At 41.7% G+C, this 21,673-nt stretch carries 24 protein-coding genes and 1 other annotated feature; of the genes, 22 read left to right on the forward strand and 2 right to left on the reverse strand.

The features are described from left to right. The first annotated feature begins 127 nt into the window (after positions 1–127). The 7 genes from O0550_RS18620 (at position 128) to O0550_RS18650 (ending at position 6,245) form a co-directional block, all read left to right on the forward strand. The gene (locus O0550_RS18620; RefSeq protein WP_258427046.1) at positions 128–1,561 is read left to right on the forward strand and encodes a PAS domain-containing sensor histidine kinase; all 1,434 of its coding nucleotides are present in this window, start codon (positions 128–130) and stop codon (positions 1,559–1,561) included. Between the two features lie 169 nt (positions 1,562–1,730). Next, positions 1,731–3,512, forward strand: a complete 1,782-nt coding sequence (gene dnaX / locus O0550_RS18625; RefSeq protein WP_181749276.1) for a DNA polymerase III subunit gamma/tau — start codon at positions 1,731–1,733, stop codon at positions 3,510–3,512. 35 nt (positions 3,513–3,547) lie between these two features. Beyond that, complete coding sequence (locus O0550_RS18630; RefSeq protein WP_003333941.1) at positions 3,548–3,859, forward strand: YbaB/EbfC family nucleoid-associated protein; 312 nt, start codon at positions 3,548–3,550, stop codon at positions 3,857–3,859. Between the two features lie 37 nt (positions 3,860–3,896). Then, positions 3,897–4,493, forward strand: a complete 597-nt coding sequence (recR, locus tag O0550_RS18635; protein ID WP_003333940.1) for a recombination mediator RecR — start codon at positions 3,897–3,899, stop codon at positions 4,491–4,493. A 232-nt stretch (positions 4,494–4,725) separates the two neighbouring features. Next, positions 4,726–5,691, forward strand: a complete 966-nt coding sequence (locus O0550_RS18640) for a CPBP family intramembrane glutamic endopeptidase (RefSeq protein WP_003343390.1) — start codon at positions 4,726–4,728, stop codon at positions 5,689–5,691. 30 nt (positions 5,692–5,721) lie between these two features. Continuing rightward, complete coding sequence (locus tag O0550_RS18645; RefSeq protein WP_003343392.1) at positions 5,722–5,958, forward strand: DUF2508 family protein; 237 nt, start codon at positions 5,722–5,724, stop codon at positions 5,956–5,958. A 17-nt stretch (positions 5,959–5,975) separates the two neighbouring features. Continuing rightward, on the forward strand, positions 5,976–6,245 hold the full coding sequence (locus O0550_RS18650; protein ID WP_258427047.1) for a pro-sigmaK processing inhibitor BofA family protein: 270 nt from the start codon (positions 5,976–5,978) through the stop codon (positions 6,243–6,245). 3 nt (positions 6,246–6,248) lie between these two features. On the opposite strand, the gene O0550_RS18655 is transcribed toward O0550_RS18650, so the two are convergent. Next, positions 6,249–6,773 carry a hypothetical protein gene (locus tag O0550_RS18655; protein ID WP_003333936.1) on the reverse strand — a complete coding sequence of 175 codons (525 nt, stop codon included), beginning with the start codon at positions 6,771–6,773 and terminating at the stop codon, positions 6,249–6,251. Positions 6,774–6,907: 134 nt separating this feature from the next. On the opposite strand from O0550_RS18655, the gene O0550_RS18660 reads away from it, so the two are divergent. From O0550_RS18660 to rsmI, 13 genes are all read left to right on the forward strand, one after another. Beyond that, entirely contained in the window at positions 6,908–8,419 is a 1,512-nt protein-coding gene (locus O0550_RS18660; protein WP_258427048.1) for an alkaline phosphatase family protein, read from the forward strand. Positions 8,420–8,446: 27 nt separating this feature from the next. Beyond that, on the forward strand, positions 8,447–9,550 hold the full coding sequence (locus tag O0550_RS18665; RefSeq protein ID WP_258427049.1) for a Rossmann-fold NAD(P)-binding domain-containing protein: 1,104 nt from the start codon (positions 8,447–8,449) through the stop codon (positions 9,548–9,550). A 36-nt stretch (positions 9,551–9,586) separates the two neighbouring features. Then, positions 9,587–9,769, forward strand: a complete 183-nt coding sequence (locus O0550_RS18670; RefSeq protein ID WP_003343399.1) for a sigma factor G inhibitor Gin — start codon at positions 9,587–9,589, stop codon at positions 9,767–9,769. 108 nt (positions 9,770–9,877) lie between these two features. Beyond that, positions 9,878–11,362, forward strand: a complete 1,485-nt coding sequence (locus O0550_RS18675) for an aminotransferase class I/II-fold pyridoxal phosphate-dependent enzyme (protein ID WP_258427050.1) — start codon at positions 9,878–9,880, stop codon at positions 11,360–11,362. A gap of 25 nt (positions 11,363–11,387) precedes the next feature. Next, positions 11,388–12,011, forward strand: a complete 624-nt coding sequence (gene tmk / locus O0550_RS18680; RefSeq protein WP_031309804.1) for a dTMP kinase — start codon at positions 11,388–11,390, stop codon at positions 12,009–12,011. A gap of 409 nt (positions 12,012–12,420) precedes the next feature. Continuing rightward, on the forward strand, positions 12,421–12,750 hold the full coding sequence (locus O0550_RS18685) for a cyclic-di-AMP receptor (protein WP_003333929.1): 330 nt from the start codon (positions 12,421–12,423) through the stop codon (positions 12,748–12,750). Between the two features lie 33 nt (positions 12,751–12,783). Continuing rightward, entirely contained in the window at positions 12,784–13,227 is a 444-nt protein-coding gene (locus O0550_RS18690; RefSeq protein WP_003343407.1) for a YaaR family protein, read from the forward strand. Positions 13,228–13,237: 10 nt separating this feature from the next. Beyond that, complete coding sequence (holB, locus tag O0550_RS18695) at positions 13,238–14,221, forward strand: DNA polymerase III subunit delta' (RefSeq protein ID WP_003333927.1); 984 nt, start codon at positions 13,238–13,240, stop codon at positions 14,219–14,221. 3 nt (positions 14,222–14,224) lie between these two features. Continuing rightward, the gene (locus O0550_RS18700; RefSeq protein ID WP_022586611.1) at positions 14,225–15,040 is read left to right on the forward strand and encodes a PSP1 domain-containing protein; all 816 of its coding nucleotides are present in this window, start codon (positions 14,225–14,227) and stop codon (positions 15,038–15,040) included. A gap of 26 nt (positions 15,041–15,066) precedes the next feature. Beyond that, on the forward strand, positions 15,067–15,453 hold the full coding sequence (gene yabA, locus O0550_RS18705) for a DNA replication initiation control protein YabA (protein ID WP_041751879.1): 387 nt from the start codon (positions 15,067–15,069) through the stop codon (positions 15,451–15,453). A 104-nt stretch (positions 15,454–15,557) separates the two neighbouring features. Further along, a complete protein-coding gene (locus O0550_RS18710) occupies positions 15,558–16,325 on the forward strand; it encodes a tRNA1(Val) (adenine(37)-N6)-methyltransferase (protein WP_003333923.1) in 768 nt (255 codons plus the stop codon). Beyond that, complete coding sequence (locus O0550_RS18715) at positions 16,279–16,599, forward strand: GIY-YIG nuclease family protein (protein WP_003343412.1); 321 nt, start codon at positions 16,279–16,281, stop codon at positions 16,597–16,599. The genes O0550_RS18710 and O0550_RS18715 overlap by 47 nt, the downstream gene beginning before the upstream one ends. Before the next feature lie 20 nt (positions 16,600–16,619). Then, on the forward strand, positions 16,620–17,498 hold the full coding sequence (rsmI, locus tag O0550_RS18720; RefSeq protein ID WP_022586609.1) for a 16S rRNA (cytidine(1402)-2'-O)-methyltransferase: 879 nt from the start codon (positions 16,620–16,622) through the stop codon (positions 17,496–17,498). 68 nt (positions 17,499–17,566) lie between these two features. Here the strand turns inward: rsmI and O0550_RS18725 are convergent, their stop codons facing one another. Further along, the gene (locus O0550_RS18725; protein ID WP_003333920.1) at positions 17,567–17,833 is read right to left on the reverse strand and encodes an AbrB/MazE/SpoVT family DNA-binding domain-containing protein; all 267 of its coding nucleotides are present in this window, start codon (positions 17,831–17,833) and stop codon (positions 17,567–17,569) included. A gap of 441 nt (positions 17,834–18,274) precedes the next feature. Then, positions 18,275–18,527, forward strand: a binding site (T-box leader). A gap of 20 nt (positions 18,528–18,547) precedes the next feature. On the opposite strand from O0550_RS18725, the gene metG reads away from it, so the two are divergent. After that, positions 18,548–20,614 carry a methionine--tRNA ligase gene (gene metG, locus O0550_RS18730; protein ID WP_258427051.1) on the forward strand — a complete coding sequence of 689 codons (2,067 nt, stop codon included), beginning with the start codon at positions 18,548–18,550 and terminating at the stop codon, positions 20,612–20,614. Between the two features lie 147 nt (positions 20,615–20,761). Further along, a complete protein-coding gene (locus O0550_RS18735) occupies positions 20,762–21,541 on the forward strand; it encodes a TatD family hydrolase (RefSeq protein ID WP_003333918.1) in 780 nt (259 codons plus the stop codon). Positions 21,542–21,673: the final 132 nt, after the last annotated feature.

A 21,673-nucleotide genomic window follows, 5' to 3' on the forward strand; every position in this document is an offset into this window, starting at 1 on the left:
ATATATTTTGGAGGAAAACTATTCCATACAAGCAGGGGCTTACCATTTTGTTGCCGAATCTCTATTTGAAGTCTACGAAAAGTCATAAACGCTTATTGTAAGTAATGGGGAAGGGGAGAGGCAACAGTTGGAGAAAATCATAACGTCACAGAAGTGCCATGCTTTCTCAAGACTAAAGCAATACTCACAGCATATCAAACACGCCTTGCTCATAGTTGATGGACAGGGTCTCATTTTGGAAGTGAGTGAAGCATTATTGCAGGCAACAGGGTTTAGCTACGAACAGATCATCGCTGCACCATTTCAAAAAGTAGTACCGTATATGAATTCTGTTAGACATCTTTATGATAGTTTATTAGAAAAAGAAAAACAGTCATTAAAGCCAACAGAAATGATTTATCAGGATGTTCAGGGGAAAAAATCAAAAACACCTGTTATGATTACGATTTCTTATAAAAATGGGGAGCCGATCTATTTTCTTCATTTCTTCCAGCTAACCAAGGATTTATCCATATCCCTATCTCACCGCATGGCTAACCAGCTCACCTCTGAAATTAATCTGGGTGTCGTCGTTCTAGATGTTCAGGCTCGATTGGTCGATATAAGTCAAGTAGCCTGTAAAATATTAGGTGTAGATCGAGTGCTTGTATTAAACCAGCATATTGATCAGGTTTTTGCGGGGATTCCTGAGGAGCAGCGACTAGTACAGCGAGAGCTTTTAGAAGGAGTAAAATTCCAAAATAAAGCGATGTCCTGGACAAATCAAAAGCAACGTTACGAGCTTTTAGTAGACTCTAATACCTTGCATAATGAAGTAGGTCAAATTGTTGGAGCTTATGTTATCTTCAAAGATGTGACCAATATGCGTTCATTAGAACAAAAGATTGAACGGAGTGACCGGCTGGCGATGATCGGTCAGATAGCGGCAGGGACTGCCCATGAAATAAGAAATCCGTTAACCTCAATCAAAGGTTTTTTACAAATGTTTCAGCAATCATTCAAGGAAAATGGGATGGATAAAGAAAAGACCTTTACTGATATTATGTTGACGGAGCTGCACCGGATTAATTCATTAGTAAGTGAATTTCTGCTTCTGAGTAAACCTCGCGATGTTCAATATCAAATGATCAGTTTACATACTGTCTTTGAAGAAATCATGCCCATCGTTGAAAATGAAGCACTGTTGCATGGAATTGAGGTTCGTTATACAGGGACAGAGGCCTTACCAATGGTTGTCGGTGATGCTGAATTATTAAAGCAGGTTTTCTTAAATATCTGTAAAAATGGAATGGAAGCAATGGGGAATGAAGGAACTCTGACGGTATCATACCATTATGAAGAGGATTGCAATAAGATTAGTCTAAATATTCAAGATACAGGTCCAGGGATACCTGGATATTTAATCGATAAGATTTTCGATCCTTTTTTCACAACAAAGGATGAAGGAACTGGGCTAGGATTATCTGTTTGCCAAAAAATCATTCATGATATTGGAGGACAAATTCGTGTCTCCTCTAAAGGATTTGGAACAACCTTTCACATTTTATTATCATATATCTAAAAAAACATAGCGTTCGGGGCATCTTCAGGTATGAGAGATGGGGCCGGGCGCTATATTATTTGAGCGGAAATATGGTTTGGTGTAACCAACTTTGGAAAAAGGCTATTGCTTATAGTATAATAAATAAGATGCAAAAGGTTTGACAACAGGTGAGAAGGAGTGAGCAAGGATGGCTTATACAGCGCTATATCGGGTATATAGACCGCAAACCTTTGGTGATGTGATTGGACAAACTCATGTCACAACAACCTTGCAAAATGCTCTTCGCGAGGGGCGACTTTCGCATGCTTACCTGTTTAATGGACCAAGGGGTACAGGGAAGACCAGTGCCGCTAAGATTATGGCAAAAGCAGTAAACTGTCAAAATCCACAGGATGGTGAACCTTGTAACCAATGTCCAGCATGTATAGCAATAACAGAAGGTTCAGTGACCGATGTCTTGGAGATTGATGCTGCATCCAATCGTGGTGTCGAAGAAATCCGAGATATACGTGATAAGGTCAAATTTGCACCAAGCGAAGTAAAATATAAAGTGTACATCATTGATGAGGTACACATGCTGACAACAGAGGCGTTTAACGCACTGTTAAAAACATTAGAAGAACCGCCCGGGCACGTGCTATTTATATTAGCGACGACCGAGCCGCATAAGCTGCCAGCAACCATTATTTCACGTTGCCAGCGCTTTGATTTCCATCGCATTTCGCTAGCTGAAATGACTCAGCGTTTACAGCATATATGTGATGCTCAACAAATTGAAGCTGAGGAACAAGCACTCAAGCTAGTTGCGAAAATGGCTGAGGGTGGAATGCGTGATGCACTTAGTTTGCTAGATCAGGCTATTAGTTATAGCGGGAATCAAGTAAGCGCATCTGACGTGTTAAAGATTACAGGGGCTGTGTCCCAAGCTTATTTTTCCACACTTGGTCGTATGATTTCTGAACAAAATGTAACGGGGGTAATGGAAGAGCTGGAGAAAATTATGTCTCAGGGAAAAGACCCTGAACAGTTCTTACAAGACCTGCTGTTTTATTTTAGGGATATGTTGTTATATAAAACAGCCCCTAATCTGGAAGAAATCATGGAGCGTACACTAATTGATGAAAAATTCCCAGAGGTAGCCAACCGCTTTGCTCTGCCTGTTTTATATGAAGTAATAGAACAGCTTAATCAGGCCTTGACCCAACTGAAATGGTCAACGTTCGCACGAGTTTTGGTAGAGATGACATTGGTTCGCTTATGCCACCTATCTGCCTCGTCCTCCACAGCCGGTTCTATATCTGTAGGGCAAGAAGCAATGGAGGCTGGTAATGGAGCAGGTGCGCGCGCTGTACCAAACACTGCTTCTGGAGGGACTCAGGCGGTGTCTAGTCCGGATGTGGCTCCTCTTTTCGAGCGTGTAAAAATGCTAGAAGAGAAACTAACCCAAATTCTACAGGGAAATCTTGTAGCAGGAGGAAAAGCGGCTTCAGAAGAAGGAAAACAACGAGAGGTTCGACGAGCTATGCCGGCTACAGGCGGTTCGAAGACTTCTATGACGAAGGTACGTGAAGCTGTTCGCCAAGTGGATGAGGGACTTTCCCAAAAAATCCGTGGTGCGTGGGGCCAAATTTTATCCGAAGTGAAAAAGGTCCACTATAAATATCATGCATGGGTTGTAAGCGGTCAGCCAACCGTTGCTAGCTCTGATGCCGTAATCGTTACTTTTAAAGGATCGATTCATTGTGAAAAAACAATGGAACCAGAGCTAAGAGGTATTGTCGAGCGTGCGTTTCTTACTGTAACAGGTAAACCACTTCAGCTTCTATCCATAACAGAAGACGAGTGGGAAAATGTCCGGGGAGAACAAACGCATTCCAATCCCTCAGGGTCAGATGAGCCCCCAGAAGACCCCTTTATAGCTGAAGCGATTCGGGTCGCTGGAGAACGATTGACACACATTAAGGAATAAAGCACGAACACATACATTTAAAGGAGGAATTACGAATGAAAAACATGCAGCAAATGATGAAACAAGTTAAAAAAATGCAGGATGAGATGCAAAAAGCACAAGAACAATTGAAGGAAAGAGTAGTAGAAGGTAAAGCTGGCGGTGGCGCTGTAGTTGTAAAAGCGAATGGACATAAGCAGGTTATTGATGTAACAATCAATCCAGAAGTAGTTGACCCAGAAGACGTGGAAATGTTGCAGGATCTAGTTCTTGCTGCAATTAACGATGCTATGAAAAATGTTGATGAAGTAGTTGGAAAAGAAATGGGACGCTTTACTGGCGGCATGAACATTCCTGGATTGTTCTAATTTGCCAGCATAAGCTCCCGTAAAGGAGTAGGTCATTGTGTTTTATCCAGAGCCCGTCTCGAAATTAATAGAAGGATTTATGAAATTGCCGGGCATTGGACCAAAAACAGCAAGTCGGTTAGCTTTTCATGTGTTAAGCATGAAGGAAGATGACGTACTTGATTTAGCAAAAGCATTGGTTAACGCCAAACGGCAACTGCACTATTGCTCGGTTTGTAATAATATCACCGATTCGGATCCCTGTCAGATTTGCCGCGATAAAAGCCGTGATGGCTCTATCATCTGTGTCGTTCAAGAACCAAAAGACTTGGTTGCCATGGAACGAACCAGAGAATTTGTGGGGTATTATCACGTTCTGCATGGTGCCATTTCACCTATGGATGGGATTGGTCCTGAAGATATTCATATTCCCGATCTGCTCAAACGCTTAGGTGATGAACAAGTACAAGAGCTTATTTTAGCTACAAACCCTAATATTGAAGGGGAAGCTACAGCTATGTATATTTCTCGTTTAGTAAAACCCTTTGGCATTCGTGTCACCCGTATTGCTCATGGTCTACCTGTCGGTGGGGATTTAGAGTATGCCGATGAAGTAACATTGACTAAAGCCTTAGAAGGTCGCCGGGAATTATAATAATAGGGATAAGAGGTGCATGAGAAATCATGCGCCTTTTTGTTATATGAGGTAATAAAAGATATTTTATGCTTCAATGGGGTTATAGCTTGGACAGACCCACATTTATTAATAGAGAAAGTAAGTTCCTAGTACGGAAACCTACATTTGGTCAGGAAGTATTTTTTTATAGGGAAAGAAAGTGCTTTTTTACTAGGACGAGGCATAACCTAAAGAGTAGGAGAGTGAATGAATGCAACCTTACATGCCATTTCTGCCAACGGTAAGAAGGCGTTCTGTAAAATGGGCTTGGGTATTAACCTTTCAATATGTTCTGTATATAGGCGTTCAACTATCAGCAACGTCAATCTTGCGAAAGGCAGACGGTACCTGGGAAATCCATATGCTAGCCAATATGGAAACAATACAAGTTTTATTGTTATGGGGGAATATATTCCTTACACTGCTTACGAGTGTTTTGTTTTTTATTGCTTTGATTCGAGATCAGCGCATCTCTACTTGGACTGGTCATACAGAGGTAAACGGTACGGATTTTATACATGCAGTCGCATTTATGCAAATCTTTTATAATGCCTCCATTTTCTTATATGGGACGGGGCTTTTAAGCTATCCGCTTTTTACAACAGGAAGTATAGGAGGATTATTTGAATCTGCTTCCTTGCAAATTTTCTTATGTATGTTTTGCTTCATTTGGTTTCGAGGTCGGTTAGAATCAATAGGCTTTCAAAGTCCAACTGATGTCGGGAAAATGTTTTTCTTTATCATCGGCTGTTATTTGGGGATTACATTCCTGCTGAGCTATGTGGTGGCCCCTTTGGCTGACCTTTTTCACATATCGTTAAGCTCTGCACGTGAGGAAGGAATCAGCCGTGAAATAAGGGATGCCAAGCAAAACAGCTTGCTAACGATTCTTTTATCCTTTTTTATGACAGGCTTATTTGTCCCGATCGCAGAAGAAATGATGTTTCGCGGGGTTCTTCAGACTTATCTTGTGAAAAAGTGGGGAGCTTTCTGGGGAATCCTGATCGCGAGCTTTTGGTTTGCTATTATTCATATTGATATAGCCTTATTTCTACCTTTATTTATAATTGGGTTGTCCCTTGGAATTGTCCGTCATCGCTTTCACTCACTGTGGGCCTCGATTATTTTGCATTCAATCAACAATGTAGTTAGTGTCATTCTTTCTTATCAATCATAAACCTGATGAATAGAGGGAAGGGGAACTTGTATGAAATGGTTGAAGAGGAACACGGGTTTGAAAGAGCCGCAGGTGCAGCCTTATCATTTACAGGAAGCGATTGCTAGTGCCCTACAGTATTGGCAAAATGCTCAGCGGCATGTGGATGTCTCGGAAGGATTTCAACAGATTGACCACTTTATTTACCAATACCGTCTGGCTGAAAAGCGATACATGTATCTGCTCAAACAAATACGCCGTCGAAATGAGAAACAAAGAGAAGCGTAGAGGGAGAGGATGGCGAAATGAACACGGAGATTATGATAGCTGGAATGATCATTGGGTTCCTTGTTTTGGTGGCGCTTAGCAGATCAGTTTCCCGTCCATTGCGTTGGACGGGAACGATTGCTCTAAATGTCATTATTGGTGCGATCCTTTTGTATTTCTCTAATTTCTTTGGTGAGATGGTGGGATTCTATGTACCGATTAATCCCGTAACAGCTATTATAGCAGGCTTTCTACGGATTCCGGGCTTACTTGCACTGATCGTTATTCGGCTCTTTCTGCTAAGCTAAGCATTAACTCTTTCCATCAGTCATTAGAAATGCAAGGCTTGCTTTTTCGTATTTCACATAGGCTTCCTGTGGGTGTCGGAAGGAAACAAGCAACGGAATCAAACGCGGAAGTAAACTAAATATGGTGATGATTACCAAAAAGTGACCAGAAGGAAAAGAAGACCATGGAAAAATAGCTAAACATGTGAAGAATACACCTAGGCAAGTCACTGTCTCCAGTCTTCTGTACCTTGAGAGTGATACCATAAGCGAATGAGTAGTGCCCCACCATGGAGACAGCCAAGACAATTTGGATAGTTGAAATGGCTGAGCTAGAATAGAGGTATACACCCAAACGGCAGTCATATGTAATAGTGGGATAAAAATAAGATAACAAAGGAAAAGAATGAAAGAATTCCAAGTTAGAGCTTGCCAGAGGCCCAAAATAAAAGCGGCCGTAATGATCCCGATTAGTTGCAACAGATAACCACCCATTCCCCAACGAAAACGATATAGTAAGCGGTAGCTGTAAATGGTCTGTTCTTTCATCAACAGGCCTCCTTTTTGTTCGTTCTATAGTATTATCGGTAGGTTATATAGATAATTGTATCCTTCAATTGACAGGTAAATATAGGGTTATTATCATAGGAATTAATTGGTAGTAGGAAGGAGAGGGGAATGCCATGAGTACAGCTTTCAACCGTGAAAAGATTGCCATGGGCTGCTGGAGTATTTTCCGACAGGGAAACATATTTACTCTCCTATTCGTGGTGGTTGGTTTTTTATTGTTTCACTTTTCAGAATGGTTAGATATAGTGTTTTGGGAAAGCTTTTTTATATCTCTACTATTATGCTTCCCTATTTTCCTCTTATTGTTTTTCTATGATTATCCCTTGCATATTCGCTGGTTTTTACTAGGACCCCTCTGTTTTGCAGGCATACTGTGGTATAAATGCCTGTTACTTAGTATGGCTGTATATACCATCTGTTTCTATCTCCTTGCGGTTACCGTGTTATGGGGCATTTATCATTTCTCTGGAGCTGGGCATATCAGCTTCTCCTTCCAATTGATGCACTTTATTAAAAGGCTTACTAGGGCTAGTGATTCAAGCAGTGCTAATATATTTGAGCAATTGCCCAAGGCCTTGATTTTGCTGATAGCGATGCAGGAAGCTTCTGTGTCATGGCAGGAATGGACAGTGAGTGAGAGTATTTTATCTCACTTTGTATTTGCATTTGTATTATTTTTTTATAGCTATACCATCCATCAACTGTTTTTTACATGGAAGCCCGATGAGAATATAGATAATGCGAAAAAGATTACTACACAGTATGTTTTTCCCGTTGAACGAGTTTACTTGGTGGTGTTGAATGGCTGCAATAAGGAACAGTTGGTCGAAGCTCACACTCCTTTTCTTGATTGGTTACAACGAACAGGAACTAGCTGGGAAAAGGCAGAGAGTGTATATCCCGCAGATACAAGGTCCTGTTTTTGCTCTCTTTTGACAGGAACCTATCCGTCTGAACATCAGATAAATAGCCATCTTGGTAATCGAAAAACAATACAGCGCGAGACAATCCTTGATGTCCTGCATCAAGCAGGGAAGGCAGGGATGATATTGGCTGAAGAGGAGATAAGCTGTCTATTTGATAAGGAAGCTCGCCAGGCATATGTACGGGAAAATCAACAGACTGATAACTGCCGAATAGAGCAGGCTATTCAAATTGCAGAGCAAGACAATCCAGACTTTTTGCTTGTACAAATGACAGATATTTATCGAACAGGAATGACATGTGGAGTCTATTGCGACGAATATCTTGCAAAAATAAATCAGGCTGATCAAATGATCGCGCAGTTCTATCACCAATTAGACAAGCTCGGCAAGCTCAATCAAGCCGTATTTATGGTTTGTTCTGATCATGGAGAAGCGACAGGCATGGGAGGGCGTGTACATTTGAGTCATAAAGAACGCTACATTTCACTTCTCATGCAAGGAACGTCTATCCATCGAGGAAAGGTTGTGACTACACGGCCTGCCATCGTGTCAGTAGCTGCCACAATCGCTTATCTTTTAGCAGTTCCGTATCCAAAGCAAGCAAAGGGGCCTGTTTTGTTAGAAGGGATGATCACGTGTCAAAACGAGGAACATCAATTCCCCATTTCTGGGAATGATAAGTTCGAGCAGATTATATGATAGGCAAGCGGAAGGAGCAGATCATAGGTGAGCCAGGCAACGCTTGTGTACTTGCACTCGGTAGCCCCCCTATCGTTACCGCGGGAATGCCTTGATGCATTTGCCACATGTGAGATCGACATCATTTCTGCAAAGGAATGGGAGCAGACAAAAGTGGAAATATCCGGCTGGCTTTTTACTGAAGGGCTGTCTCCTGTAGAATGGCAAAGGTTTATACGTGATATAACAAAGTATGTTGGGAATAATCGGTTAAACAATCGGCGCTATCTTGTGCTTCTAGCAGGAGATCATGTTTCTGATACGGCAGCGTATGAGTTTATAAAACGGCTACAGCCCTTACAGGATTCTGTTGAAATCATACGCTTACTCTGCTGGACGGAGCAAAAAAAGGCCATAATCGGAAGCGAGGCTTGCGAATGCTTTTCCGAAGATGCTTTTGCAGTACGAAATTGGCATGACCGTTTCCGAAGAGGGCTTGCCGTGCATGGGTACATTTCGTTTTTATGCAGATATGAAGAAGCAGTTGAAATGGCTTGGGCACGTCAAATATTTTTGAATCAGAAAACGAGATTTTATCATAGGCTAGCCACTCGATGTGACGAGCTGGGGGCTAGAGCATATATTGTAGGGCAAGGTCTGGGCATGGACAGACAAATTGGACAAGGCTGGCTGTTTCCCAATGTTTATGACGAGGGGATTCTACAGCTAGAACAAGAATGGCTTGAGCGAGAGTGGCATGATCTGTTGCAGCAAGTAAGCATCAAGCGAGTCGCTATTTGGGGATTTTCCCCTAGCCTTCCTCTTGATATGCTTGCACAACGTGTCGACTTGGAAGTCTCATGTTACGTACGAGCGTATCAGCAAAAAACGAACAATCTACCTCGGGACTGGCGCTATTGCCATACTCCGCTGGAAGCAGCAAAACTGGCTGATGTTCTACTCATTGTAAGACATGATCAGGATATTCTCAGTATACGTTTAGACAACTTATACGAAAGTATGGCTAAGCCGTATATTTTAGACGTAGTGGATTGCTTTCCGTCAAATGAGGCAAAGCTTGAGAAAATATACTATCGAACACTTGGTCAAAAGCCGAACGTTTGGAATGGAACGGATTATAATGGGATATAATGGTTGATAAGCTTAGCGAAAAGGTAGGTGTCCCATATGGAAGACCACTCTCATCGCTGCATTATCTGCAACAGGGAACAAGCCGTTGGTATATCCATTTGTAACCAATTTATTTGTTATACATGTGAGCAAGAAATGGTCAAGACCGACGTACGTGATGAACGTTATCCCTTTTATATTAAACAGATGCGGCAAATCTGGTTTAAAAAGAATGCATAATAACATGTAAAAGAGGCATGTCAATGGGCGATGCCTCTTTTCTTATGGGCTTTTAGACTTTTGGACATGGTACAATAGGGGGTACCGAAACAAAAGGACGTGAGAAAGATGATGCAAAATCAGGAAGATTTTTGGGAGAGACAGCGCAAAGCTCCGTTGTTTGATGCACTACAAAGGCATGTACGACAAAACCCCCATCCTTTTCATGTACCTGGGCATAAGATGGGGAGAAGCTTCGATAAGGAAGCAAGGTCTTTTTTTGAAAAATACCTGTCAATTGATTTAACAGAGATTACAGGCTTGGATGACTTGCATCAGCCGGAAGATATTATTGCTCAAGCTCAACAGTTGGCCGCAGAGGCATACGGAGCGGAAGAAACCAAATTTTTAGTCGGTGGAACAACAGTAGGGAATTTGGCTGCGATCATGTCGATTTGCCGACCTGGAGATAAAATTATTGTTCAGCGTAATTGTCATAAATCCGTTTACCATGGGTTGATGCTTGCGAAAGCGGAGCCGATCTTTGTCGTTCCTGCTGTAGATGCAGAGACTGGTATTGCCGCAGGTGTACGGCGTGAGGATGTAGAGCGGCTTTTAATGGAGCACCCTGATTGCAAGGCTGTCTTTCTTACCAATCCGACCTATTATGGGATGGGTATTGATTTAGAAAAGATGGCTACAGTTGTTCATCGTTATCACATTCCATTAATCATTGACGAGGCGCATGGCGCGCACTATGGTTTCCATCCAGAACTGCCTGCCTCAGCTGTGCAGAGTGGGGCCGATATTTCCATTCAGTCTACACATAAGATGGGAACTGCTTTTACAATGGGGTCAATGCTGCATGTTCAAGGAGAGCTTATTGATCGCAGCCGATTGTATCGTTATCTGGCGATGCTACAGTCCTCTAGCCCTTCATATCCGTTAATGGCATCTCTTGATTTAGCCCGTCGACATATGGTGCTAGAGGGGCAACAAGAGCTACAGAAGGCGATTGGGCTTATCGAAAAAACGAAAGAACGCCTTAGCCAATTCGATTGGTTTTCAGTAGCCGGCTGGAAGAAGCAGACAGGGTATCAAACACTAGATCCGCTCCGAATTGTAATCAATTTACATTCCGCTCAGCTATCAGGCTTTGAATTGCAAACAAAGCTAGAAGAAGCTTATATTTATACAGAGTTAGCTGGATTGCATCATCTTTTGCTACTAGGGTCTACAGGTACGACAGAGCTGGATTGTAAAAGGTTACTTACGGTTATGGAGGAGCTGTCAAAGCAAGTGAGAGGAGAAGGACTGCGTGCTTTTGAAACAGGGTTAGTCTCCTCCTGCTTTTTACGTAAAGTAGCTATGAGTATGCATATAGCGGTAGAAGAGGAAGCAGAGCCTATATTATTAGAAGAAGCACAGGGACGTATCTGCGCTGAGATGGTGATTCCATATCCGCCAGGTATACCTATGATTGTTCCAGGTGAAGTCCTAGACGAGCAGGTAATTGCTCTTTTGCAGGAATTACAAAGAAAAGAGGCTCGTTTTCATGGTGTGAAGGATGCCACGGTAAAAACCATTCAAGTCATAAAAGGTAAACATTGTTAAACGAGAGGGTATGGTGAACACAGGCATGTTTATTTCATTAGAAGGTGGAGACGGTGCGGGAAAATCCACTGCAATTACACTTTTAGAAAAGAGAATAACAGAACAGGGGCTGCCGGTCTTAGTCACACGTGAACCAGGTGGGGTGGATATCGCTGAACAAATTCGTGAGGTAATATTGAATCGAGCAAACACAAAAATGGATGGGCGAACAGAGGCGCTATTATATGCCGCAGCAAGACGCCAGCATCTTGTGGAAAAAGTAATACCTGCGTTGGAACAGGGGAAAATTGTACTTTGTGATCGATTCATTGATAGTAGTCTAGCTTATCAGGGTGTAGCGCGGGGTCTACCTACCGACGAAATATTTGCTATTAATCAATTTGCTATTGAGGATCGTATGCCCGATCTTACCTTTTATCTTGATGTATCCCCAGAAGTGGGACTAGCTAGGATTGAGGCTAATTCTAATCGAGAAAAAAATCGCCTTGATTTGGAAAAAGTATCATTTCATAACCGGGTGCGTGAAGGATATGAGCTATTGATTCATAAATTCCCGGAACGGATTGTTCGTATTAACGCTGACCAGCCAATAGAGCAGGTAGTCGATGAAATGCTTGCTATCGTCCAAGAAAAAATAAAAAAAGCATAGAGGGATAGCCTAAAAAAAGAGCAGACGCATGATTCGTGTTTTCCCCGTCGATACGGTGAAGGCAGCAATGATGAGATGCTCTTTTTTTTTCAACAAAACTCTTTAGCAAGAAAAATATGTTTGAATGAAAAATAGGTCGTACATGCTGTATAATAGGAAAAAGCACAGAGGAAGTTTTCCTTGTGCGAAAGCTAGAAAAATTACACCAACTAGCTATTTTGACATACCAATAAGGTAAGCCCCTTAAAAAGAATGATAATACCAAATTTTATTTGATTTTTCCGATTAAGCAACGCCCTTTTCTAAAGGAAAGTGGTACCCTTCAATCGAATTATAGCCAGAGTAATTTATATGTTACTGGTAAGAGAGCTAAGCACTACAATTGCGAAGCAGAAAGGATGAAATCACTATGAAAATGGTCATCGCTGTTGTGCAGGATAAAGACAGTGGGCGTTTGTCACAAGCCCTTGTGAAAAAAGGATTCCGTGCTACAAAATTGGCCAGTACAGGAAGCTTTCTCCGCGCTGGGAATACAACGTTTCTTGTAGGGACCGATGATGGTCGTGTAACAGAGCTTATCACCATCATTGAGCAGAACTGCCAATCCCGCAAACAGATGGTGACTCCTGTGTCGCCGCTTGGAAGTGGAGTTGATTCATTTTTGTCATATCCGCTTGAAGTACAAGTGGGGGGCGCAGCCGTTTTTGTGATGGACGTAGAACATTTCCATTCTTTTTAGTTTCGGGTAAAGGTGAGCGGGAGTGAGGACCTAGTGAAAATTGATAATGGCATCAGACCTACATTTGAAGTAAAAGGGATAGGTCAACGCAGGGATGTATCTGTGGAAAAGATGAACTTTCGAGATATGGTTAAAGGTGAAGGGCAGAGATTGAACGAGGAAAGACTTCAGCTACTGCTTACAGAAATAGATAAACACGGAGATATTTTGGCTCGCTCCCGCAATGTACGAGATTACTATTCGTATCGTAATCTTATCAAGCGATTTATGGAGGAAGCTGTTCGGTTTGGGATTGCTCTCGATGAGCGTAAAGGAACCAATCGCCGAGGAAGAGGCCGCATTCATAAAATTATCAAAGAGATCGATGCCGAATTATTAGCATTGGCAGACGATCTATTGAGCGAGCAGGCTCCTTTGATCGATATGCTTGCTCGAATTGGTGAAATCAGAGGCATGCTAATCAATTTATATTTTTAGGTGACAATAAATGAGCTGGAGTAATGTAGCAAAAAAACAAGAGCGTGTGGCAGAAGTCTTAGCTAATAGTATGAAGTACGATCGTTTGGCTCATGCATACCTATTTACGGGACCAAAAGGAGTAGGCAAAATGGAAGTGGCTCAGCATGTGACTAAATCCATTTTTTGCTTAGATCAGCCCGGTGACGCTTGTGGGACATGCCTGAACTGCCAACGTATTCAATCAGGGAACCATCCTGATGTGTATCAAATCTCTCCAGATGGTGCATCTGTCAAAATAGAGCAAATTAGGGCCTTACAAAAAGAAATGAAGATGCGTGCTGTTGAATCGAAGAATAAGGTTTATATTCTAGAGCATGTAGATAAAATGACAACCCAAGCGGCAAATAGCTTGCTGAAATTTTTAGAAGAACCACCAGCGGGTGTGCTTGCTTTGTTGCTATCTGAAAACAGTCATGCCATTTTACCCACAATTTTATCCAGATGTCAGACAATAGTATTCAACCCTCTACCGGTTGAAATGATTGTGCAATCGCTTGTAAACGAAGGAATTACACGGGGCATTGCCCAGGTTGCTTCCCAAATTACAACAAATCTGGACGATGCACGGCTATTAAGCCAATCAGAATGGTTTGCACAGCTTAAAGCTATGGTGATACAATTGGGAAGGGATTTGAAACAACGTGATTCCCAAGCGCTGTTTACGATTCAAGATCAATTTCAACGTAACGATAGATTAAAAGAAGAACTTCCTCTCTTTCTGGATTTGCTCATCCTTTGGCTGCGAGATATCCTCTATATTCAAGTAGGGCGTAGGGCCAACATCATCAACATAGACCAACAGGATGCATTAGAAGAGCAGGCCTTGCAGTGGGCTCAAACCGAGATATTGCGAGGAATTGATGTAGCCATGGAGACAAGAAATCGGATAGAGCGTAATGCTAACCCACAATTAGCGTTAGAGCGACTTGTTCTTCATATCCAGGAGGGATAAATTTTGTACGAGGTGGTCGGAATCCGCTTTAAAAAAGCGGGTAAGATATATTATTTTGATCCTGACGAATTGCAGATAGAAAAAGACAGTCACGTGATTGTTGAAACAGCACGTGGTGTTGAGTATGGCAAGGTTGTGATCGGGCAAAAGACAGTGGAAGATTCTGATGTAGTTCTTCCTTTAAAGAAAGTAATTCGAATTGCCGATGAATCGGATGCTAGTCAAGTCGATGAGAATCGCGCTGCTGCAAAAAATGCTTTTCAGGTGTGCCAAACCAAGATTAGAGAACATCAACTGGAAATGAAGCTGGTAGATGTTGAATATACATTCGACCGGAATAAAATTATTTTTTATTTTACAGCGGACGGCCGCGTTGATTTTCGTGAATTAGTAAAGGATTTAGCAGCGGTGTTTCGTACGCGCATTGAATTACGGCAGATTGGTGTTCGGGATGAAGCTAAGATGCTTGGCGGTATAGGGCCTTGTGGTCGTATGCTATGCTGTTCTACCTTTTTAGGTGATTTTGAACCGGTATCCATTAAAATGGCGAAAGATCAAAATCTCTCGCTTAATCCGGCTAAAATCTCCGGTTTATGTGGACGTCTCATGTGCTGTTTGAAGTATGAAAATGATAATTACGAAACAACGAAGGAAGAAATACCTGAACTAAGCTCATGGGTGAAAACACCAATGGGGGATGGCAGAGTTGTAAGCTTGAATATTTTAGGCAGAGTGGCTCAGGTTGATCTCCTAGAAGTAGGAAGAGTCATGGAGTTTACCTTTGATGAAATTGTAACAAGTCGACCAGAGATCGGATAGAGGACGGGTAGCGAGAGGTGATGAAGTTGGAGAAACAGGAAATCTTCGCTAAAATCGCGAGCATGGAAGAGAGAGTGGGCGAACTCTATCAGGAGATTGGCAGCCTAAAAGACGTGATCGTCAAACTTTTGGAAGAGAATGCTCAGCTTCTCATTGAAAATGAACACTTGCGTAACCGATTCCAGAAAAGAGCCGATCAGTCTACTTCCAAAAAGCAAAGTGCTGGCCAACAAAAAAGGGCAGCAGCCAGTCAAAAGATAGTAGGCAATCAAAAAATAGTGGGCGAAGGATATGATAATCTTGCGCGACTATATGCGGAAGGATTTCATATTTGCAACGTACACTATGGTAGTATAAGAAAAGAAGGCGATTGCCTGTTCTGCTTATCTTTTTTAAGCGGTGGACACAAGTGATACGAGAAAACAAAAGCGACCTGATGTCTTTTACACAGACGGGTCGCTTTTTACTGATAAAATGATAGGATAACTACCTTCTGATTGGTAAGAGAGGATACAATATGACAGAAAAACAGCAAGTCCCCTTGTATGATACAGAACGGATTGACGATTTGTTAACCTACGAATTAAAAATCATTCAAAGCCATGAAGTGTTTTGTTTTTCAATGGATGCAGTATTACTTGCTCGTTTTGCACAGGTGCCTAAGAGGGGAAAAGTATTAGATTTTTGCACAGGTAATGGAGTCATTCCTTTATTAATGAGCACAAGAACGCCATTTGCTGAATTTGAAGGTATTGAACTACAAGAACGATTGTTTCATATGGCAGAACGTAACGTGATCATGAATGGATTGCAAGAACGTATTACTATTCATCATGGCGACGTACGCAAGGCAGTGGAGAGATTTGGAGATAATAAATATGATCTCATCACTTGTAATCCACCTTATATGCCTTCGATCACAGGGGAAGTAAGTAAAAATGACCATCGTGCTATAGCTCGCCACGAGATTCATCTTACGTTAGATGATGTACTACGGGTTGGAAGCAGACTGCTGAAGCAAGGCGGGAAGCTAGCATTAGTGCATCGTGCAACTCGTCTGATAGATATTGTTACAGGCATGAGGATGTATGGTATCGAGCCTAAGCGTATGCGGTTCGTGCATTCCCGCCAAGATAGTGAACCTAATATGGTACTTGTGGAAGGGATACGCGGAGGGAAACCAGAGCTTCGGATACAACCACCACTGATTGTGTATAAGCAAGGGGAAGAGTACTGCGATGAACTATATGAAATCTATTACGGAAAGCGAGATTCCCTCACATAAAAGTCACTATGTCTATATGTTACAATGTGCAGACGGGTCGTTGTATACGGGATACACAACAGAGATACAGCGTAGACTTAAGCAGCATAGGATTGGGAAAGGTGCCAAATATACAAGAGGGCGTTGTCCGATTGAGCTGGTGTATTGGGAAGAAGGCGCTGATCGTTCATGGGGACTTAAAAGGGAAGAACAAATTAAACGTCTTCAACGTTCAGCCAAGGAAAGCTTGATTTTATTCGGCAATGCATCGGTTCAATCTACTTTGATGAAATAACCATTTAGGAGTTACGATAGATGAATATACAAAAGAGTTTTGCTCAAATGACAAGCACAGGTATCCTATACCTAGTGGCAACACCTATCGGAAATTTGGATGATATTACAGTCCGTTCCTTGCAGACATTGCGTGAGGTGGACGTGATTGCTTGTGAGGATACACGCCAAACCAGAAAGCTCCTTACTCATTTTCAGATAGAGAAACGTACACTTAGCTATCATGAACACAATAAAGCATCTAGTGGACCGGAATTAATTAACTGGTTGTTGGATGGAAAAAATATTGCTCTAGTCAGTGATGCAGGCTTGCCCGCCATTTCTGATCCAGGAGCCGACCTGGTACGAGAAGCAATTGATGCTGGCTGTACGGTTGTTCCCATCCCTGGTGCTAACGCGGCATTAACAGGTTTGATTGCCTCTGGATTACCGACAGAGAAATTTGTGTTCTGCGGTTTTTTACCGCGTGATAAAAAGCAACGTAAGGTAGAGCTGGATCGTTTAGCCCATTACCCAGAAACGTTATTATTTTATGAAGCACCTCATCGCATTACGAAAACACTAGCGGCTATGCAAGAGGTATTAGGCGATCGTGAGACGGTGCTGGCGAGAGAGCTGACCAAAAGATACGAGGAATTCGCCAGAGGCACGATGTCTGAGCTGATAGGCTGGCTAGAGCAAACAGAGATTAGAGGAGAGTTTTGCATAATTGTTTCTGGCTATAATGGCCAGCCTTTAACGGAAGAAGATACAGAGGCTTGGTGGAGCCACTTTGGTCTAAAAGAACATGTAGAACATTATATCGAACAGGGAATGTCTGTTAAGGAAGCGTGTAAAAGAACGGCTGAGGATCGAAAGCTGACACGTAGAGAAGTATATAATGAATACCACCAAGACTAATTGAGAAGAATGACAGCAAATATTAAAAAAGGCTACTGCTCATTATCAAGAGCAATAGCCTTTTATTATTATTTCTGTTGGGAACTCTCGTCAAGCAAAGATGCCATCTCTTGAATACAAGCTTTGCTGATCATTTTTCCTTTGTAATATACCAAGTCTTCAGCGTTTCCTGTGAAGATACAAGCTGGTTCATATTTTTTAAGGATGATGCGTTCTCCGTCAACAAAGATTTCTAGAGCATCTTTTTCTGCAATTCCAAGTGTACGACGAAGTTCAATTGGAATAACAACACGTCCTAATTCATCTACTTTTCTTACAATACCAGTTGATTTCATACCCTTCAAGCTCCTCTCAAACTCTTAAAAAAAGTGGGTGGATCCTGTATCGATGAATACCGAATATTTATCTATTAATCGTCAATATTCGACAATTTATTATAGCTTATGATACCAGTGATTACCAAAGGTGTCAATGGCATTTTTACAATTATTACAATTTATACGAATAAAACGTGATAATCACGAAATATCAGTAATAATTATATGAAATTAGGGGCTAAAAACCCCTTTATATATGAATCTGTCAGAAATCTTTTTTCATAAAAGATGGAAAATGTCATACGACAAATTAACCTAATAATGGATATTAATATAGAAAAATGTCGAATTATATGTCGAGATTCGACATTTTTTTGGCGAAAAAGAAACCTAACGTAAATCCCTTGACATTACGTTTATGAACAGATAATTTAGTATACAATAGAAGTATCATTTTAATAGTAAACGTTGACGGGAAGAGTACACTTTCAAAAGCTTATGTAGAGAGCTGGGGTAGGTGAAAGCCAGTTAAGTGAAGGAAGTGGAAGATGGTCCTTGAGTTTCGTTCATGAACGGTCATTGTAATGATGGCGGATAAGGAGCGACGTATTCCTGCGTTATAGGAGAGTAGCTGTTGACTACTTACCGAGTCCGTTTCTGTGAAGGAACGGAGCATTTGGGTGGTACCGCGAGTACAAGACTCGTCCCAATTAGGGGAGGAGTCTTTTTTTTATGTGTAAAAACATATTTAGGAGGGTGTATGACATGACAAAAAAGCCAACATTTTATATTACAACGCCTATTTACTATCCAAGTAATAAGCTACATATCGGGAATGCTTATACAACCATTGCTGCAGATGCGATGGCCCGTTACAAAAGATTGCGCGGCTACGATGTATACTATCTGACGGGTACAGACGAGCACGGTCAAAAATTACAGGAACGAGCTGCCGCAGAAGGCCTAGCTCCTTTGCAGTTTATTGATCCTGTAGTTGATTGGATTAAGGACCTATGGCAGAAACTAGACATTTCTTTTGATGATTTTATCCGCACGACAGAGGAACGACATAAAATGATCGTTCAAAAGATTTTTAAACGCTTAGTCGATCAAGGTGACATTTATCTTGGGGAATATGAAGGTTACTACTGTGTGCCAGATGAAGCATTTTGGACTGAAACTCAGGCGAAAACCGATAAAGGCTACTTCTGCCCAGATTGCGGACGCCCTGTTGAGAAGGTAAAGGAAAAGAACTATTTCTTCCGTATGTCCAAATATCAAGACAAACTCCTTGCTCATATTGAGGCAAATCCTGATTTTATCCAGCCTGAATCTCGTCGCAATGAGATGGTAAACAACTTTTTAAAGCCTGGTTTACAGGATTTGAGTGTGTCTCGTAGCACATTTGATTGGGGCGTAAAGGTGCCAACAGATCCAGAACATGTGATTTATGTATGGATTGATGCGCTTGCAAACTATATTACAGCGCTTGGTTACTTATCCGATAACGATGAAAAGTATCAGCGCTACTGGCCTGCTAATGTTCATTTAGTAGGAAAGGATATTCTCCGTTTCCATACGATTTATTGGCCAATCATCCTGATGGCGTTGGATCTTCCATTGCCGAAACAAATTTTTGGTCATGGCTGGTTATTAATGCCGGATGGCAAGATGTCCAAATCAAAAGGAAATGTTATCGATCCTAAATTCTTAATTGAGCGCTATAGCTCTGATGGTGTTCGTTACTTCCTGCTCCGCGAGATCGCCTTTGGTCAGGATGGAGTGTTTACACCAGAAAGCTTTATCCAACGCTTAAATTACGACCTGGCAAACGATCTAGGTAACTTGGTAAGTCGTACGATTGCCATGATTGAAAAATATTTCGATGGCATTATTCCAAGTCCAAGTCAATCAGGGGAATTTGATGATCAATTAATTAAGCAGGCGCTTGAAACGAAAAAGCTTGTAGAAGAGCATTTAGACGAAATGCGCTTTAGTAATGCACTAAGCCATCTGTGGGATCTAGTTAGCCGCACGAATAAATACATTGATGAAACACAGCCGTGGGCTTTGGCTAAATCAGAAGAAAATAAAGAGCGTCTAGCTACTGTTATGTATAATTTAGCGGAAAGTATTCGCATTACTTCTATTATGTTGCAACCATTTATGACCAAGACTCCAGCTAAAATTTGGGCGCAGCTAGGTATTGCAGAACAAGCGGCTATCTTGACTTGGGAGCAAGCTGGTGAATGGGGAAGATTGCCGGTTGGAATCAAGGTAAATCGCGGCGGAGAATTGTTATTCCCACGCCTTGACGTTGAACAGGAGCTAGCTTTTATTGATGCAAGCACAGCAGAAGCTCGCAAGCAAGCGGAAGAGAATAAAAAGAAACAGGATGCATTGAAAGGGGAAGGCAAAGTGAACGAAGAGAAAAAAGAAGCAGTTGAAGCAAAAGAAAAGACTTCCGAATCAAAAGATTTGATCGGCATTGATGATTTTGCAAAAGTTGAATTACGTGTAGCAGAGGTAAAAGAATGTGCTGCGCATCCAAATGCAGATAAGCTACTAGTTTTACAAGTTGATTTGGGTGATGAACAACGCCAAATCGTCTCAGGTATTGCGAAATATTACAAGCCAGAGGAATTGGTTGGTAAAAAGGTTATCGTAGTAACAAACCTGAAGCCTGTAAAATTACGTGGAGAAATGTCTCAGGGCATGATTTTAGCAGCTTCTCATGGTGACCAATTGACTGTTTCTACGGTTGATGCCAGCATGCCAAATGGTTCTGTTGTAAAATAACACTAGCACAAGCTAATAAATAAGAGGAATTGTTGTTTAAAAGCAGTGCGGAAGCCTTGTGTGGCGTTCGCACTGCTTGCCTTTTTTGATTATGATCTTAACGGCAGATGATCTCAACACAGGTTATGAAATAAAGGAGGGAAATCTATGCTGTTTGATACACATGCACATTTGAATGCAGAACAATTTGATGAGGATCGCGATGAGGTAATTGCTCGTGCGAAGGAGAATGGAGTAAGTACGATCGTAAACGTTGGTTTTAACCGCGAGACAATCCCTACAACAATGGAGCTGGCTGAGAAGTACGACTTTATTTACGCGGTTGTTGGCTGGCATCCACAAGATGCTATTACTATGAAGGAACAAGACCTGGAATGGTTAGAAGAATTGAGTAAACATCCTAAGGTTGTTGGGCTGGGAGAAATGGGGCTGGACTATTATTGGGATACGTCACCACGTGATGTACAAGCAGAGGTATTCCGTAAACAGATTCGTCTGGCTCGAAAATTACAAATGCCGATTATTATTCATGATCGTGATGCACATCAGGATATTATCGAGATTCTGCGAGAAGAAAAAGCAGGGGAAGTAGGCGGTATTATGCATTGCTTCTCTGGTAGCTATGAGTTGGCTAAAATGGCCCTGGATATGAATTTTTATATCTCGTTTGGCGGCCCTCTCACTTTTAAAAATGCGAAACGTCCAAAAGAAGTGGCAGCAAAGATCCCGCTTGAGCGTATTTTGATTGAAACAGACTGTCCATATTTAACACCTCATCCATTTAGAGGTAAGCGAAATGAATCAGCGTATGTCAAATTTGTTGCTGAAGAGATGGCTCAAATCCATGGACTGCCTTATGAGGAATTGGCAAAGATTACAGCTAATAATGCGCGCCGTTTGTTTAACATTAGAGAAACTGTATTATAATGAAGGAACGCGTAAGCCTGATCGATTTCATCTGGAAATTGATCAGGTTTTTTTATGGGAAGTTGTCGTTTGGACATTAAAAAGTAGCTTTCTAGTAAGTACTTTATATAGAATGTTTGGAAAAAGCTTTCA

The organism is Brevibacillus halotolerans, from assembly GCF_026891775.1.
Lineage (GTDB): Bacteria > Bacillota > Bacilli > Brevibacillales > Brevibacillaceae > Brevibacillus_B > Brevibacillus_B halotolerans.